General features: G+C 45.8%; 7 protein-coding genes. 5 read left to right on the forward strand and 2 right to left on the reverse strand.

Annotation, left to right across the window (positions count from 1 at the left end):
* The first annotated feature begins 6 nt into the window (after nt 1-6).
* Genes C7R91_RS09915 through C7R91_RS09925 form a run of 3 tightly spaced genes read left to right on the forward strand, consistent with a single transcriptional unit; the run spans nt 7 to nt 3686 of the window.
* On the forward strand, nt 7-1341 hold the full coding sequence (locus tag C7R91_RS09915) for an efflux RND transporter periplasmic adaptor subunit (protein ID WP_047069410.1): 1335 nt from the start codon (nt 7-9) through the stop codon (nt 1339-1341).
* Nucleotides 1342-1362: 21 nt separating this feature from the next.
* The gene (gene lgrE, locus C7R91_RS09920; RefSeq protein ID WP_047069411.1) at nt 1363-2145 is read left to right on the forward strand and encodes a linear gramicidin aldoreductase LgrE; all 783 of its coding nucleotides are present in this window, start codon (nt 1363-1365) and stop codon (nt 2143-2145) included.
* The gene (locus C7R91_RS09925; protein ID WP_047069412.1) at nt 2142-3686 is read left to right on the forward strand and encodes an aldo/keto reductase; all 1545 of its coding nucleotides are present in this window, start codon (nt 2142-2144) and stop codon (nt 3684-3686) included. Before lgrE ends, C7R91_RS09925 begins: the two co-directional genes overlap by 4 nt.
* 84 nt (nt 3687-3770) lie before the next feature.
* Here C7R91_RS09925 and C7R91_RS09930 read toward each other — a convergent pair whose 3' ends face one another.
* Nucleotides 3771-4535, reverse strand: a complete 765-nt coding sequence (locus tag C7R91_RS09930; protein WP_047069413.1) for an ABC transporter permease — start codon at nt 4533-4535, stop codon at nt 3771-3773.
* A 1-nt stretch (nt 4536) separates the two neighbouring features.
* The gene (locus C7R91_RS09935) at nt 4537-5472 is read right to left on the reverse strand and encodes an ABC transporter ATP-binding protein (protein WP_047069414.1); all 936 of its coding nucleotides are present in this window, start codon (nt 5470-5472) and stop codon (nt 4537-4539) included.
* Between the two features lie 495 nt (nt 5473-5967).
* Here C7R91_RS09935 and lgrA point away from each other — a divergent pair, with 495 nt between their 5' ends.
* Nucleotides 5968-12798, forward strand: coding sequence for a linear gramicidin non-ribosomal peptide synthetase LgrA (lgrA, locus tag C7R91_RS09940; protein WP_047069415.1), 6831 nt, complete (start codon nt 5968-5970; stop codon nt 12796-12798).
* 4 nt (nt 12799-12802) lie between these two features.
* The coding region (locus C7R91_RS09945; RefSeq protein ID WP_146142141.1) for a non-ribosomal peptide synthetase at nt 12803-18043 on the forward strand (5241 nt) is incomplete at its 3' end.

Below are 18043 nucleotides of genomic sequence, written 5' to 3' on the forward strand. Positions count from 1 at the left end.
CTAAAAATGAAGAAGACGAAGCTAATCAGCTCAGGCGTGGCATGTCTTTTAGGCTTGACGATCATCTCGGGATGCAATTCACAATCCGTAGACAAGACCAATTCGACAGAAGGAAGAACACCAATCGAAAGCCAGTCCAGTACGGAGGTTGAAACCATTAAGGTAGAGAATTCCGTTGATGTTCAAGTAGAGGAAGTCATAGAAGGGGAACTCAAAGACTCCGACAGATTGCTGGCGGAGGTATTCGCCAACACGGATGTGAGTATTTACGGCAAAACTACCGGAACCGTCTCACAAATCCTGGTGAAAAAAGGGGACACAGTAAAAAAAGGGCAAGTCATCGGAAAGCTGGATCAAACCGAAGCGCAACTGAAACTGCGCCAAGCTGAGGCGGCATTAGCAGTCGCCAACGCAAATCTCGAGCACTCCAACAAAATGGGGACGTCTGGCGAATTGGCAAACAGTCAACTGAAGCAGGCGGAGCAAACCTATGCGAGTGTCAAGCGTACAATGGAACAAGGATTGACGTTGGCGCAAGCAAATTACAACCGCTCTAAAAAGCTGTTTGAACAGAAAGCTTTGTCCAAAGGTGAGCTTGAGAATGCAGAAAACGCATTTCTGCAAGCCAAAAACCAGTATCAAAGCCAGCTGGATCAGGCGCAAACCGCTTTAATTAACGCTCGCTCGCAAGTGAATACAGCTGATAAAAATGGGCGAGTCACGCAAGCAAATGTGCAACAAGGACAGGTTGAAGTGGATATTTCCAGGAATGCGTTGGAAAACACGCTGATTAAATCAACAATTGACGGCATTGTCACCGATATCCAAGTCCAAGAAGGCGATACGATCAACCCGCAAAAGCCTATTGCAACGGTAATTAACCTTGATCCGATGATTGTAAAGGTGAATGTGTCTGAAAAAGCGTTGGCAAGCTTTCAAAAAGGAACACAGCTAAATTTGCAGGTTCCCTCTCAAAATATCAAGGTCAAGGGCAGCATTACCTACGTGGGACTAAAGGCTTCTGACCAATCTAAGCTTTTCCCCGTGGAAATCGAAGTGCCAAATCCAAAAGGTACGCTACTTCCCGGAATGAAGGCAGAAGTTTCTTCAATCAATGGACAAGCAGGGATTCTCATACCGACAGATGCCATCCTGGAGAGAAATGGGAAATCGGTAGCCTTCGTCGTGAATGGAGAAAGAGTAACTGAGAAGGAAATCTCGATTGCTTCGAAAGGAACGGAGAAAACGCTTATCAGCTCCGGCGTGAAGCCGGGAGACAAGGTAGTTATCAAGGGGCAGTCACAATTAAAAGATCATGCAAAAATTCGCATTGTTCCCTAAGTAATAGCGAGGAGGATACCTATGCAAAAGATGCACGTTTCCCAGAACCGATGGCTACTCTCTGCAAAAATGACGGCGGAGGCAGAAGTGCTATTATTTTGCTTTCACTATGCTGGTGGTCACGCTGGTATTTATCGGGATTGGCAAAAAAAGCTGCCCGTTCAGATTGGCGTTTGTCCTGTGCAGCTTCCAGGCAGAAGTAATCGCTTTTTAGAGCCTTGCTACACGGATTTGTCTGTAATGATTCGTGATTTGGCAGAAGCGCTTCTTCCCTATCTAAATCGACCGTTTGCCTTTTTTGGACATAGCATGGGAACGCTGGTCAGCTTTGAGCTGGCCAGATACTTACGCAAACATTACAACCTCAAGCCGCAACACCTGTTTGCATCCGGGTACCATGCCCCGCATCTGCCAGATCCGGGTGAAGCCATCCATCATCTCCCCGATCAAGAATTTCTGGAGGGCGTACGAACGATGAATGGCACGCCAAAGGAAATTTTTGAGGACAAGGAGATTCTGGATATGCTTCTCCCTACGCTTCGGGCCGATTTCACGATTTGTGAGACGTATCGCTATCAAGAGGAGGAACCGCTGGAGTTCGGACTGACGGCCATTGGCGGTTGGCAGGACCCGGATTTTTCCGTAACCCATCTTGAAGCCTGGGCAGATCACACGAAAGCTGCTTTTCAAACGTACATACTGGAAGGGGACCATTTTTTCATCCATTCGCACCAAGACCAAGTCCTTACTATTGTCGGGTCAACTCTTCAAAATTATCTTGCTGGGTACAGGGGGATAGGATGATGACAGGAAAAGCAACACGAGAGGGGACACAGCGCCTAGCACAGGCCAATCCCCATCTTTTCTATCAGCAATTTGGCAGCTTCGATGTGTGGATCAGTCAGGTGGGATTCGGAACGTACCGGATTGATGAACAGGATGAGCAGTACCAGCAGGCACTCCGTAAAGCGCTGCTCGAAGGAATTAACCTGATTGACACGAGTAGTATGTATACAAATGGCAGCGCTGAGAAAGTCATCGGTCATGTGCTGAAGCAGTTGATAAGTGAAGAAAAAATAAAGCGGGAAGAGCTTGTAATCGTGTCCAAGGCCGGTATTGTCCAAGGAGAGGATTCTGAGGAGACGACGAAGAGGACAGCGGAAGGAAAACCGTATCAAGACTTCACGACGGTACATGAAGGAATGTCGATTTGTATCCACCCAGAATATCTTCAAGACCAGCTGACACGCAGCCTGCAGCGCCTGCAGGTGGACACGATTGATTGCTACATGCTGCACAATCCAGAGTGGTATTTGCTATGGGCCAAGATGAAAAAGATCAAACAACAGGAAGCGTATGATGAATTATTAGAGCGGATTGAGAAGGCTTTTCGACATCTGGAGAAAGAAGTAGAATCAGGTCGGATTCAATGCTATGGTGTCAGTGCCAATTCGTTTGTCAGCAATGCCAAGGAATTTGATTTTGTTGCATTAGATACCCTCTGGGAGATTGCAGAAAAGATTACGCCGAATCACCATTTTCGCGTCATCCAGTTTCCAATGAACATGTACGAATCCGGTGCCATACTGGAAAAAAGTCATGCGCAAGGCAAGAGTGCCTTGTTATTTGCCAAGGAAAAAGGACTTGGTGTCATGACCAACCGGACGCTAGATGTGACAGCGAAGGAAAAAATCTTCCGCCTGACGAACATCCAACTAGATCAGAGCGCGGTCGTTGACGAAAAAGAAGCCATTCGTCGAATCAAGGATTGTCTGAATCGTGTAGATGATGTAGAGGATCAGATCGTCTATCGCGTCTTGCCATTACTAAAAATGGAGAAAGAAGATGTGAAAGAGCTGAAGAAAAAAATATCATCTGGGGCTACACTCCGCAAATACTGGAAAAAGCTATACTCCGCCACAAATGTGAAAAATGTGAGAAGCTTCTTGTTTGAGCCGATCATCGAGGATATTCGCAATACGATAAAAAAACATGGGGGCTTAGACGACCAGACGCAGCAATGGCTGGATACTTACAAGGCAGCTCTTATGGAGACAGCTGAAGCTTTGGAGAGCTACTACGCCCCCAAAGACTACCAGCGTTCACTGGATATCACGAAAGAGCTGACGAGGGTGAAACCGCATTTAATGACAACAGATAACCTCAGCCAATCCGCGATTAGAACGATGCGTGCCACTCCAGAGGTACACAGCGTTCTCGTGGGGATGAGACGTGAGCATTATGTAGAGGATGTACTAATGGAATTGAAGAGACCTTTGGATACGTTCATGCAAGAAGAAGACTGGCACACAATGACCCAAACACTTAAAGCGGTTATTGGCTAAAAACACTTTTCAAACAGGAAAACCACCTTATGGAATCGTTTGACAACAACGATTTCATAAGGTGGTTATTTTTCATACTTTCAGTTATTTCCACTTGCTAATGATATGCTCGCGATCAAACACCTTGATACTTATCTGGAACAAGATCAGGGCAACCACGGCACAAATCGTGACCATGCCCAGATAGATTACCGGATTGCTCATCATGGAAAGGAAGATGACCTGGCTGACAGCAAGTCCGATGATCGGCAGAACCAGTATGGCACCAAATTGTTGGGCTGCTGCGACGTTGTCGACTTTGGAGGAAACAATAACACTCATGGATACGCTGATGATCGAAATAAATGGGACCAACAGGAGCATCGCGAGAATAAAAACGATGGAAAAATACTCACCAGCATTGTCAAAGGTTGCAAAGATGAACCCTAGAAAGATTAGCTGGACCACCCAGGTCAGAGCAATGGAAGGCAAGGAATAAGCTAGGACCTTACCAAGCAAAAACTCCTTGGTTGAAATCGGAGTGACCAGTACACTTTCCAATGTTCCTGTCATTTTTTCCATGATGATGCTCGTCGTGGCAAATGTTAAAGGGATCATTGCCGGTACGATCAGGAACAAGAGGAAATAGAAGCGGGCAATTGCAATATGACCATCTTCACCTGCCATGTTAAGGAGGGGATTGGTCAATTTCATCAGGTCAAGGATGAACTCCATTTTACCGTTTTGGGCAAATACAGTGGTGATCAGAGCGACAACCAATATAACGAATGGTGCTGCAAGATTCGTAATCAATACGGAGCGGGCAGCGAAAAGCTCTTTCCATTCCCGGATAATAACAAATCCCGGCATCCTAGATCGCCTCCTTTTCTTGATTCAGCAAGCTGAGATAGGAGTCCTCCAGTGACACGGAGATGGGTGCTATGTAATTGACGGTAATATCCGCTTCGACCAGCTTTTTGATCAGCTGTGGGTTCGAGATCTTCGGATTGGCTACCCTCAGGTGGAACTGATCTTCGGTGCGCTTATACGTCTCAACTTCTGCGGCGGCTTTTATAATCTGTTCCGACTTTTGAGAATCCGCGCCTACATCAAGAAGCACATTGTAGGTGGTCCACTCTTCGCGGAACTTCTGTGGTGTCGTTAAACGAATCACCTCGCCCTTAATGATGGCGAATTCATGACATAACTCATCAATTTCCGCGAGAATATGTGAACAAAAGATGATCGTTTTTCCAGACGCTGCCCACTCGCGAATCAGATCTTTCAACTTCCGAGTGCTGACAGGATCGAGATTGGCTGTGACCTCGTCTAAGAAAAGGACCTCTGGGTCGTGTAAAATCGCGCAAACAATCGAAAGCTTTTGTTTCATTCCTTTTGACAATCTGCCGGCAGGATCGTTTCTTCTGTCCCATAAATCGAACTGGCGTAGCAAGTACTCGATGCGTGAAGCACGTTTGGCTTTGGGAATCTGGTAGCAGGAGGCGAAGAATTCCAGGTTGTCCAACAGAGAAAGCTTGTCATACACCCCGGGAGATTCGGTTACACAACCAATTTTTTTGCGTATCTCTTCTTTATTCTTGCTGATTTGATGGCCGAGGATGGTGACTTCTCCTGACGTAGGCTCAATGAGGCAGGACAGGATTCGAAGGGAGGTTGTTTTTCCAGCTCCATTAGGTCCGAGTAGACCAAAAATTTTACCTTTGGGAATTGAGAGAGAAATGCCGTCGAGAACTTTTTTGTCTCCAAACGATTTTTTGAGATCCTTAATGACGATTGCAGGTTCCATAAAAAAATCCCCTTTCCTAGATTTTTCTGTGACTCCGATTGCGTATGCAGTCCCCATATCGTAACCTTTTTATCCAATTCGGAATATTAAAAATCTGTAAAAGTGATGAGTTTATTACAAAAATGGGTAGAAACGACTGGAGATTGAGGTACAGGGTAGAGGCAAATTCCTATCAGAGTGAAATGTCATGTTGAACGAAGTGCAGCATTGAAAATGGGAATTGTCAAAGATTGTCATTTTTTACCAGTGGTAAACTTCCTCCTTTCATCCCCTCAAAACTAGCAGAGTAGTGCCTTTTGGCATTCTTCCTCTAATTGTTGGGAACAAAAAAATAAAAAAATTTACATACAACTACTTGCAGAAAACCATTATTTTGAGTTATATGTAAAAACATGTAACAAAAAGTAAAAATGTGGCACAAATTCCATCTAGGATGATTTTCAATCGAAGTCAACTTTTTGTCAACGAAATTATGAGAAATGCTGGTGATGTTTTTTGAGAATACTTTTCCTAACGACATTCATGAGCAAAGAAAACAGGATTGTGCAGTACTTGGAATCAAGAAACCACGAAGTCATCGTGTGCACAAAAAAATGGGAGCAAGGTACCGAATATTTTGAAGAAATTGACTATGTGGTCAGTTACGCGTACGGCTATATTCTGAGTAAGGAAATCGTTTCCTGTTTCAAAGGGCGCATTATCAATCTACATACATCCCTTTTGCCCTGGAACAAGGGGAGAGACCCTGTTTTCTGGAGCATTTGGGATGAGACACCAAAAGGGGTTACGCTACACCTCATAGACGAGAACATAGATACAGGCAATATCCTTGTTCAGGAAGAGATTTCTTTTGATGACGAGGATACACTGATCGATTGTTACAACAAAGCGAATCAGGTGATTGAAGACCTGTTCATCCGAGAGTGGGAGAATATTGTAAGTGGCCGGATCACACCACTTCCACAACCAGCTGGCGGATCGATTCACTACAAAAAAGACCGAGATTTCTACAAAAACCTGAATATGACCACCGTAAAAGAGCTGCTGGCATTAAAGCGTTTTTGTGGAGAACGAGCACAAGTAGAGATGCAGAGAAACAGCACCTACCATCAGTTGTTTGAACGACAAGTCGAAGGGTCACCGGACAGTCTAGCAGCTGTATGTCAAGACCAGTCCCTGACATACAAAGAGCTTAATGAACGAGCCAATCAGTTAGCTCATAGCCTTCGTCTCAAAGGAGTTAAGCCTGACGATCTTGTAGCGCTCATGATGGACAGATCACTGGATATGCTGGTAAGTATTCTCGCCGTTCTAAAGGCAGGAGCAGCATACCTCCCTATCGATCTGGATTATCCGGATGAACGAATTGCTTATATGTTAAATGACAGTAACACACTCGTTTTATTGACACAGACTCCGCTTATCGAAAAGGCGAAAAGTACCTGCGAAGAAGTAGAAGTGATCGACGTGTGTGACCCTGGCAGCTTCAGCGACAGAAAAGAGAATCTGCCGCACGTCAATCGATCAACAGATCTCGTCTATGTCATGTATACATCGGGATCGACAGGTTTGGCCAAGGGCGTGATGATCGAGCATGGCAACTTGGTAAATTTTTGCGAATGGCATCGCCAGTATTTTGAAGTAAGTCCAGAAGACAAAGCCCTTGTCTATTCCAGTTTTTCCTTTGATGGGTCTGTGTTGGAAATGTTCCCTTATCTACTCACGGGCGCTTCGTTACACATTGTGCCAACTGGACTGAAGTATGATCTGATTGCCTTGAATGATTATTGCAACCAAGAAGGCATTACGATCAGCTTTTTTCCGACGGGAGCAGCTGAACAGTTCATGCAAATGGATAATCGTTCTTTTCGAGCGATGCTCACAGGCGGGGATGTGCTAAAAAAGGTTGATCGGCGAGGTGCTTACAAGCTGTACAACTTGTATGGACCGACAGAGTGCACGATCCTTGCTACTGTTTTTGAGGTGGACAAGCAATACCAGAGCATTCCGATCGGCAAGCCTATCGCACACAGCTACATCTTCATTTTGGACGAAAAGCTGGCATTACAACCAATTGGGGTAGCAGGCGAGGTATTTATCCTCGGTGAAGGGTTGGGACGAGGATATGTGAACCGACCAGACTTGACCGCTGAGAAATACATCATTCATCCGCAGACGGGCGAGCGCATGTACCGCACGGGAGACAGAGCACGCTGGTTGCCTGACGGGAACATCGAGTTTTTGGGCCGCCTCGACAACTTGGTAAAAATTCGCGGATATCGGATCGAGCCAGGAGAAATTGAACCTTTCCTCATGAATCATCCAATGGTCGAAATGGCAACAGTTATCGCCAAAGAACGTGAGGATGGCCGCAAATACTTGGTTAGCTATTATGTTGCTCCTGATGAAATCCCTTTTCACGAGCTGAGGGAATGGCTCGGACATGATCTTCCTGAATACATGATCCCGACACACTTTGTTCACATGGAGGCTTTACCGCTCACTACGAACGGAAAGGTAGACAAGCGGGCATTGCCAGAAGTACAGGGAGATGAGGAGCACCTGAGGGAATATTATGTCGGACCAACTGATGAGATTGAACAACAATTGGCTCACGTGTGGAGCAGCGTGCTCGGAATTTTGCAGGTGGGAATCGATGACCATTTTCTTGAATGCGGTGGGGACTCGATCAAGGCCATGCAGCTCATTTCCCAGTTCAAGAATATCGGCTTTGATTTGAGATATGACCAGCTTTTTAAGCATCCAACGATTCGCCAATTGAAACGTTTGTTCACAGAGCAAGAGCAGACGAACATACAACCATTGCAAGAGCTGATTGCACAACAGGAATACGAAACATCCGCGGTGGAGAAACGAATGTACATCATCCAGCAGCAGGATGTCGAGTCGATCGCATACAATGTCACATTCACGGTTGACTTTCCCAAAACCGTAGATGTGGAGCAGATCCAGATGGCCTTGCAGCAGCTGGTGATGCGACACGAAGGATTACGAAGCACGTATCACATGCATTATGACGAAATCGTAAAACAAATTGTCACATGGTCCGAACTATCATTTGTTCGACAAACAGGTGAAGAAGAGATGCTACACAGCCTCCTTGCAGAGCACATCAAGCCATTCGATTTGGCAAAAGCACCATTGCTCCGGGCTGGAATCATTGAAACTCCTTACAAACAGGTTCTCTGGATCGACTCCCATCACATTGTCATGGATGGCTTATCCAAGTCGATTTTGTTACGAGAATTACAGACTTTACTCGAACGACAGCAGCTTCTCCCTGTAAAGAATACCTATAAGTCGTTTGCGCGATGGCAAAATGACTGGCATTCGAGTGAGGAATACAAACAGCAAGCTGCTTACTGGGATAACCTTCTTGAGGGTGAGCTTCCAGTTGTCCAACTTCCTACACGAAAACGTCCACCGCAACTGACATTTGATGGAGCTACTATCACGTATCGCGCAAACAAAGAACTCACTAGAAAGCTCAAGACCACAGCAACAAAACACGATGTAACCCTCTATATGCTGATGCTCACCATCGTATCTGTCTGGCTATCCAAAATGAATAACGACAGCAAGCAAGTCATACTCGGTACCGTAACAGATGGAAGACAGCATCCAGATTCGCAAGAGATACTTGGGATGTTCGTTAATACCTTGCCACTTCTACTCTCGATTGACCATGAAGAAAGCTTTTTACATAACCTGCACCAGGTAAAGCAAGAGCTCTTGTCTGCTTTGCAAAACCAGTACGTTCCCTTTGATAAAATTCTCGAAGGCTCTGGCGCAAAACGCGACGGGAATCGTCATCCCTTGTTTGATGTGATGTTCATGATGCAAAGCTCATCGGAGACAGGGTTGGAAAACCGAATGCGTCATATCAACAACAGGATTAGCAAGTTCGACCTGACACTAGAAACGGTAGAGCGGGAGAACGAGCTGCACATTGTTTTTGAATACAACACCCATTTGTTTGATGAAAGCATGATCCACCGTATGATTGCGCAGTTCGAACATCTCCTTTTGCAAGCCGTACACGGTTTAGAGGAGCAAGTTAAAGCGTTTGAACTAATGCCCCAAGCGCAACGCCTCGAATTGGTTCTAGGGGTAAACGATACATCTAAAACATACCCCAGCAAATTGATCATGCAGCTGTTAGAAGAATGGGCTAGTGCTACACCTGACAAGATCGCTTTGGTACTCCGCGAACAGTACATGACGTATCGAGAACTGAACGACCGAGCAAATCAACTGGCACATACCCTCCGTACTAAAGGGGTGAAACCAGACGATCTGGTGATGCTTATATCGGAACGATCCTTTGAGATGATCGTGGCCATTTTCGCCGTGTTGAAAGCAGGTGGAGCCTATCTGCCGATCGATCCGAACAGTCCAACTGACCGAATCTCCTACATTTTCACAGATAGCGGGGCCAAGTTGGTGGTAGCACAGTCCCGATTTGTTGAAAAAGCAAGCTTTACAACGGATGTTATTGATCTGAACAACGAGAGCAGCTTTTCCCCAGATACAAGCAATCTACCACTGGTTAACAAGCTGGATGACCTCGTGTATGTCATGTACACATCGGGCTCAACCGGGAAGCCAAAAGGCGTGATGATTGAACACGAGGGGCTGCTCAATGTACTCCATGCCATGCAGGATGAATATCCACTTATGTGTGAAGATGCATTCCTTCTGAAGACGACCTACATTTTTGATATTTCAGTAGCGGAAATTTTCGGCTGGATTCCTGGGAATGGCAAGTTGGTGATTCTCGAGCCAGAGGCGGAGAAGAATCCCAAAGAAATATGGCAGGTGGTAGTCCAAGAAGGGATCACCCACATCAATTTTGTGCCATCGATGTTGAATCCTTTCGTTGAATATCTGGAGGGGCGAAACGACGCCAACCGATTGCGATACATCCTTGCTTGCGGGGAAGCGATGCCGGATGATCTCGTGCCAAAAGTATATGAAGTACTGCCGGAGGTGAAGTTGGAAAACATCTACGGGCCAACAGAAGCGACAATATATACGTCCCGCTATTCGCTCACAAAAGACTCACTGGAGAATCCTGTTCCCATCGGAAAGCCACTGCCGAACTATCGAATGTACATCGTCAATCAGTACGGACAATTGCAGCCAATAGGTGTTCCGGGCGAACTATGCATCGCTGGAATAAGCTTGGCGAGAGGATATCTGAATAACGAAGAGCTGACAGCGGAAAAATTTGTTGCCCATCCATTAGAGGCTGGTAAGCGTATCTATCGCACAGGCGACCTGGCACGCTATCGCGAGGATGGCTATATCGAGTATCTCGGACGGATGGACCATCAGGTAAAAATTCGTGGATACCGCATCGAGCTGGATGAAATTCGCAGCAAACTGATTCAGGAAGAGTCCATTAATGATGCGGTAGTTATGGCTCGAGCTGACCAGAACAATCAGGCATACTTATGCGCCTATCTGCTTTCCGCGAAGGAATGGACAGTCAGTCAATTACGGGACCTGCTTCGCCGTGAATTGCCGGAATATATGATACCCGCCCACTTTGTTCTCATGAAGGAATTTCCACTTACATCCAACGGTAAACTAGATCGCAAGGCTCTGCCCGAACCCGATGGAAGTGTGAGAAGTGAAGCGGAATATGTAGCACCGCGCTCTGAAATGGAAAAGATTCTTGCCGAAATTTGGGGAGAAGTACTTGGCATCGAGCGGGTAGGGATTCAAGACAGCTTTTTCGAGCTTGGTGGAGATTCAATCAAGGGTTTGCAGATCGCGTCTCGTCTGCAACGGATGAATCTCATGATGGCAGTCAATCATCTGTTTAAATACCCGACGATCGAACGAATGGCACCGTTTGTCATTTCCGAGAGTATCACGATCGATCAGGGACTGGTAACAGGGCCTGTCTTTCTAACACCAATCCAGCGCTACTTCTTTGAACGGATCACATCAAGCAGACATCACTGGAATCAAGCAATGATGATTTTCAGCAAAGAGGGCTTCCAAAGCGAACTACTGAGGGAGTCTCTAAAGGCACTTGTGCTTCATCATGATGCCCTGCGCATGAGCTTTGCCGAATCGGATGAGGGATTTGTCCAGTTTAATCGGGGCGACGATACTAATCTGTTCGGATTCCATGTGTTTGATTTTAGAGAAGAGCTGGACGCTCGAAACAAAGTGGAAGAAGAAGCAAACCGATTGCAAGCCAGTATGAATTTACAGGAGGGGCCGCTCGTTCAAGTAGCGCTCTTCAAAACAAGAGTAGGTGACCATCTGCTTTTTGCGATTCACCATCTGGTTGTTGACGGTGTTTCCTGGCGCATCATTCTGGAAGACTTCCGAATGGCCTATCAACAAGTAGCCTCAGGTAATCTAATTGCCTTACCGGAAAAAACGCATTCTTATCAAAAATGGGCGAAAGAGCTAAAAAACGTAGCCAATAGCAAGACGCTTGTAAACGAACTAGCTTATTGGAAAAAAGTCGAATCCATTCCGACCCGTCCATTGCCAAAGGATCAGGAGACCATTTACCAGACCGAATTGGAGACGATAACAACGTCGGTTCGTTTTTCCAAAATGGAAACTGAAAAAATACTGCGCCATACCAATCACGCCTACCAAACAGAAACGCAAGAGATCTTGTTGACTGCCTTGGGAATGGCGATGCAGGAATGGACAGGGGCAAACGATGTTAGGGTCTTTTTAGAAGGACATGGACGTGAAGAGATTGTCAAAGGCTTGAATGTCTCCCGTACGGTAGGGTGGTTCACATCCCTTTTCCCAGTCGTCCTGCCGGCTGCCAAATCGGGCCAATTGGCGGAGCAGATCAAACTGGTCAAAGAAATGATGCGTGCTATTCCAAATAAAGGTATCGGGTATTCCATCTTAAATCATCTCACAGATACCGAGCACAAACGAGACATCCATTTCACACGCCAACCCGAAGTTGTGTTTAATTACTTGGGGCAGTACGATGCCGATCTGGACAATGATCTGTTCACGCTATCGGATCTACCAGGGGGCAGAGTACTAGGCCCTCATGCCGAACGCATGCACCTGCTAGATATCTATGCCAAGATTATTGGTGGCGAGCTGGTTATCTATTTAAATTACAATCGCCATGAGTATCACAAAACGACGATAGACAAGCTCATGGGACTCTATCAATTTCATTTGAACGCTATTATTGTACATTGTATGCAAAAGAAAGATTCTGAGTTAACACCGAGTGATTTCCTGGACAAGAAGCTCTCTCTGGAAGAACTCGATGAAATTATGGACTTGATAGGCGATTTGTAAGTAAATGTACCTCAGGAGGAGAGTAGACGTGTCAAGTAAAAAGATCGCCAATATATATCCGTTATCTCCCATGCAAGAGGGAATGTTATTTCATTCCCTCCTGGACGAAGGAACAGAGTCCTATTTTGAACAACTGCGCTTTACCATTAGAGGATTCATCGATCCAGCTATTCTCGAACAAAGCTTAAACGCGCTGATCGAGCGACATGATATTCTCCGAACCGTCTTTATCCTTGAGAAGGTTCAGAAGCCGCGACAAATTGTACTCAAGGAAAGAAAGACAAACGTTCAGGTAATAGATATCACACACCTCCATGAAGATGAGAAAGCTGTCTTTTTGGAGGACTTTGCGAAAAGAGAACGTCAGAGAAACTTTGATTTGGCAAAAGATGTGCTCATTCGGCTCACTCTTGTCCAAACCTCTTCTGACACGTATACACTAATCTGGAATCACCATCACATTTTGCTCGACGGCTGGTGCATTCCAATTGTGTTACATGACTTTTTCCAAATCTATCAACAATTAAAAGACGAGCGACCAGTAAATCTTGGCCAAGTTTATCCGTACAGCAAGTACATTAGCTGGTTAGGGGAACAGGATGCAGAAGAAGCAAAAGTCAACTGGTCACGGTATTTAAGCGGCTATGAACCCAGCACATTTATTCAAAAGCAGGCTACCGGAATCAAGTACAATCAAGCAGAGCTGGTCTTTACGATTGGTCAGTCGTTGACGAGCGACTTGAATCATCTCGCAAGACAATTGCAAGTAACTGTAAACAATCTCTTTCGTACAATCTGGGGTCTCATGTTGCAGCGCCAAAACAATAGCGATGACGTTGTATTCGGATCGGTTGTCTCTGGCCGTCCAATCGAAATCCCGAACGTCGAGCAGATGGTTGGACTTTTCATCAATACCGTACCTGTCCGTGTTCAGATGAGAGATAATCAAACATTTAGTGATCTGGTGAAACAAGTACAAGAAGAGTCGAGCTCGCTGGAAAAATATCATTATCTTTCCCTCGCGGACATCCAGAAAAATCAACAACTAATCGATCATATTATTCTGTTCCAAAACTATCCGATGGGCGCAGAGCTTTTGACCCGTCTGAACCAATATAACCAAGAATTCACTCTCACTGATCTGCATGCCTTTGAACAAACCAACTACGACCTAAACATAATGGTCACCTCAGACGATACCCTCACTGTTACGTATCTATACAATGCATCCGTTTTTACGGAAGATCAGCTCCAACACCTCAATCAGCAACTCACTACTATCATGATGCAAGTGACAAAAACACCGGATATCCTTTTGAAAAATATAGAAGTGGTCAATTCCGAAGAGAAGCACCTTCAGCTCCATATTTTTAATGATACATATCGCAATTATCCTGTTGATTATTTGATTCACCAGATTTTTGAAGAGCGTGCAGAGAAACAACCACACCTCATTGCCCTAGTCATGGGAGAGCAAAAGCTTACTTATCTTGAGTTAAACGAAAAGGCAAATCAACTTGCTACATTTTTACGTGCAAAAGGGGTCGGACCAGAAAGCATTGTCGGATTGCTTACAGAACGCTCAGCGGAAATGATCATTGCCATTCTTGCGATTTTTAAAGCAGGAGGAGCATATTTACCAATCGACCCGGCTCATCCGAAGGAACGCATCGAATACATTTTACAGGATAGCGGCAGTGTGCTGCTTCTAACCCAAAAACGCTTTTTAGAGACAATTGATTTTGCTGATCGGATCTTTGATTTAGAAGCGGAAGAGCTTTATCAAGGAGCACCAGGCAATCTTGTGAATGCAGCCCAAACGAGTAACCTTGCATACGTCATTTACACATCGGGTTCGACAGGCAAACCGAAAGGCGTCATGATCGAGCATGCGAGTCTATTAAATCAAATCTTCGCACTGCAAGAGAAATATCCGCTACAAGAAGAAGATGCGTTTTTGTTAAAAACGACCTATACCTTTGACGTATCTGTCGCAGAAATCTTTGGCTGGATTCTTGGCAGCGGCAGACTGGTGATTCTCGAACCTGGCGCGGAGAAAGAACCTTACAAAATTTGGGAAACCGTCATAAATTATGACGTAACTCATGTCAATTTTGTTCCATCTATGCTCATTCCATTTGTCGAGTATCTCGAGGGGCGAAAAGAGAGAAACTGCCTGCGATACATCATGGCTGCCGGGGAAGCAATGCCGAATGATCTGGCGCCAAAAGTATATCAAGTATTGCCAGAAGTGAAAGTGGAGAACATCTATGGTCCGACAGAAGCTACCATTTATGCTTCCTGCTACTCACTCACGGTAGACATGATAGAAGTTCCTGTGCCCATTGGAAAGCCATTGGCCAACTATCAAATGCATATCGTCAATCAACATGGTCAATTACAGCCAATCGGGGTTCCTGGCGAACTATGCATTGCCGGGGCTGGATTGGCGAGGGGATATTTAAATAATGAAGAATTGACGAACGAAAAGTTTGTTCCCCATCCGTTTGAAGCAGGCAAACGCATGTACCGTACAGGCGACCTGGCTCGTTATCGCAAGGATGGAAACATTGAATATCTCGGACGCATCGACCATCAAGTGAAAATTCGTGGCTTCCGGATTGAGTTGAACGAAATTCGTAGCCGGTTGATCGAAGAAGAATCGATTCGCGATGCGGTCGTAGTGGCACAAACAGATCATAACCAACAAGCGTATCTATGCGCCTATATTATCACCGATCAGATGTGGACTGTTGCCTCATTACGCACACTGCTTCGGCAAACGCTGCCAGATTACATGGTTCCGTCTCATTTTATTCAAATGGAAGAGTTCCCGCTGACCTCGAGCGGCAAAATTGATCGCAGGGCTTTGCCGCTCCCAGATGGCAATGTGCAAACAGGCAACGCGTACTGTGCGCCACGCAATCCGATTGAGGAATTGCTCGCCCGGATTTGGGAGGAGGTTCTTGGCGTATCAAAAGTCGGGATCCACGATAACTTTTTCGAATTGGGCGGGCATTCGCTTTTAGCAACACAATTGCTGTCCCGTACATCCAAAGTATTTCAGACCCAGCTTCAGATGCGTGAGATTTTTACCTATCAGACGGTAGCAGAATTGGCTGAACGTATTCAATTCATTCGTCAAGGTGCTGAACCGATAAAGCAAAGCCCGATCAAACCGCTTTCATTGGACAGTTCTCAAGAGTTACCACTGTCTTACGCGCAACAACGTCTATGGTTCCTTGATCGACTGATCCCGAATAGCGCCATGTACAACATTCCTGTTGGATTCCGTCTGCGTGGTGCGGTTGATACGAATGTAATGGAACGTGCTTTGAATGAAATCATCAAACGGCATGAATCACTTCGAACAACGGTTAAAGACATAGAAGGACGAGCGATTCAAGTCATTCATACAAATGTACATTTGTCACTTCCTGTTATCGACCTGTGCGACATGCCGGCAGCGGAAAAAGATGTCATATGGAAGAATGTGGTTGAAGAAGATGGCGCGACGCCATTTCAACTGGATCAATGGCCGTTGATGCGGGCAGCGTTGATTCGACTGGAGGAACAAGAGTACGTTCTCTGGATGAATATGCATCACATCATCTCAGACGGTTGGTCCATGGATGTATTGGTGAACGAGCTAAGCACAATCTATGAAGCATTCGTCAAAGAAGCAGAAGTACCGCTTGCCGATTTACCCATTCAATATCGGGATTACGCCATCTGGCAACGAGATAAAGGGCAAGACAATGCATGGGAGCAGCAGCTCAGCTATTGGAAAAAGAAGCTAGGCCAGAGTGAACCACTTTTGCCACTTCCGACCGATCGTCCACGGACAGTCGTGCAAAGCTACCGCGGTGACAATTATTCTTTTTACGTGCCTAGTGAAGTAGGGCAAAAGCTACGCGAGCTCGGAAGACAAGAAGGCGCGACACTGTTCATGACGCTCTTAGCGGCATTCAAGCACTTCATATATCGTTATACGCATACCACAGATATTTTGATCGGCACACCTGTTGCGGGACGTAATCGTCAGGAAATAGAAAACCTGATCGGATTCTTTGTCAACATGCTGGTTCTTCGTACGGACCTATCGAACGATCCTACATTTGTTGAGCTGTTGCGACGTGTTCGTGAGACGGCATTTGATGCTTTTGCCAATCAGGATATTCCTTTTGAAAAATTGGTCGATGAATTACAAATTGAGCGCAGTCTCAGCTACTCGCCGCTATTCCAGGTACTTTTCTCCGTACAGGGAATGTCAACGGGGGTACGTAAAGGCGAGACAATATCGATTACACCTAATGAGGTCAATCTCAATAAGACGACGAAATTTGATTTGACTCTCACCATGATTGAGGACGAGGATTACGGACTCAAGGGTGTGTTTGAATATAGTACAGATTTATTTGATCGTACGACGATTGAGCGCATGGCAGAGCATTTCCGCAATCTTTTGCAAGCTGTTGCGACCAATCCAGTGCAGAAAATAACGGAAGTTGAACTGTTAGGCGATGGGGAGCGAGATCAACTACTCGTCGGTTGGAATGAGACTGAAGTTGATTATTCCCGTGAACTTTGCGTGCACGAACTAGTAGCCCAAGTCGCACAAAAGTTGCCTGATCAGATTGCAGCTTCGGGTGAGCAAGGTGCAATCACCTATGCAGACCTGGATGCGAAGGCTAATCAGCTCGCTCATGTCTTGTTAGAACAAGGAATTGGCTCGGAAGACTTGGTAGGAATCTGCGTAGAGCGTTCTATCGAGATGTTAATCGGTCAACTCGCGATTCTCAAAGCAGGTGCCGCCTATGTGCCGATGGACCCTGCATACCCGCAAGAACGACTCGATTATATGATCAAGAACTCACAGATGTCTTTGGTCTTAACCCAAGAGCGGTTGGTAGGTGCATTACCAGAAGGCGCTGCAACTCTCCTTTGCTTGGATCGAGATTGGCATGTAATGGCGAAGATGAGTTCAGTTGCGCCAGCGGTTACGACCAAAGCAGAACAACTCGCCTATGTCATCTATACATCAGGTTCTACAGGAACGCCAAAGGGAGTGGAGATTGAGCACGGATCACTCTTGAATCTAGTCAACTGGCATCAACGAGCGTATAACGTAATCGCTGGGGATCGTGCATCGCAAATAGCAGGTACAGCTTTTGATGCTTCGGTGTGGGAGATTTGGCCGTATTTGACGGCGGGTGCTACGATTTGCCTGCCACAGGAAGAGATC

This window comes from Brevibacillus formosus (assembly GCF_003013405.1).
Taxonomy (GTDB): Bacteria; Bacillota; Bacilli; order Brevibacillales; family Brevibacillaceae; genus Brevibacillus; species Brevibacillus formosus.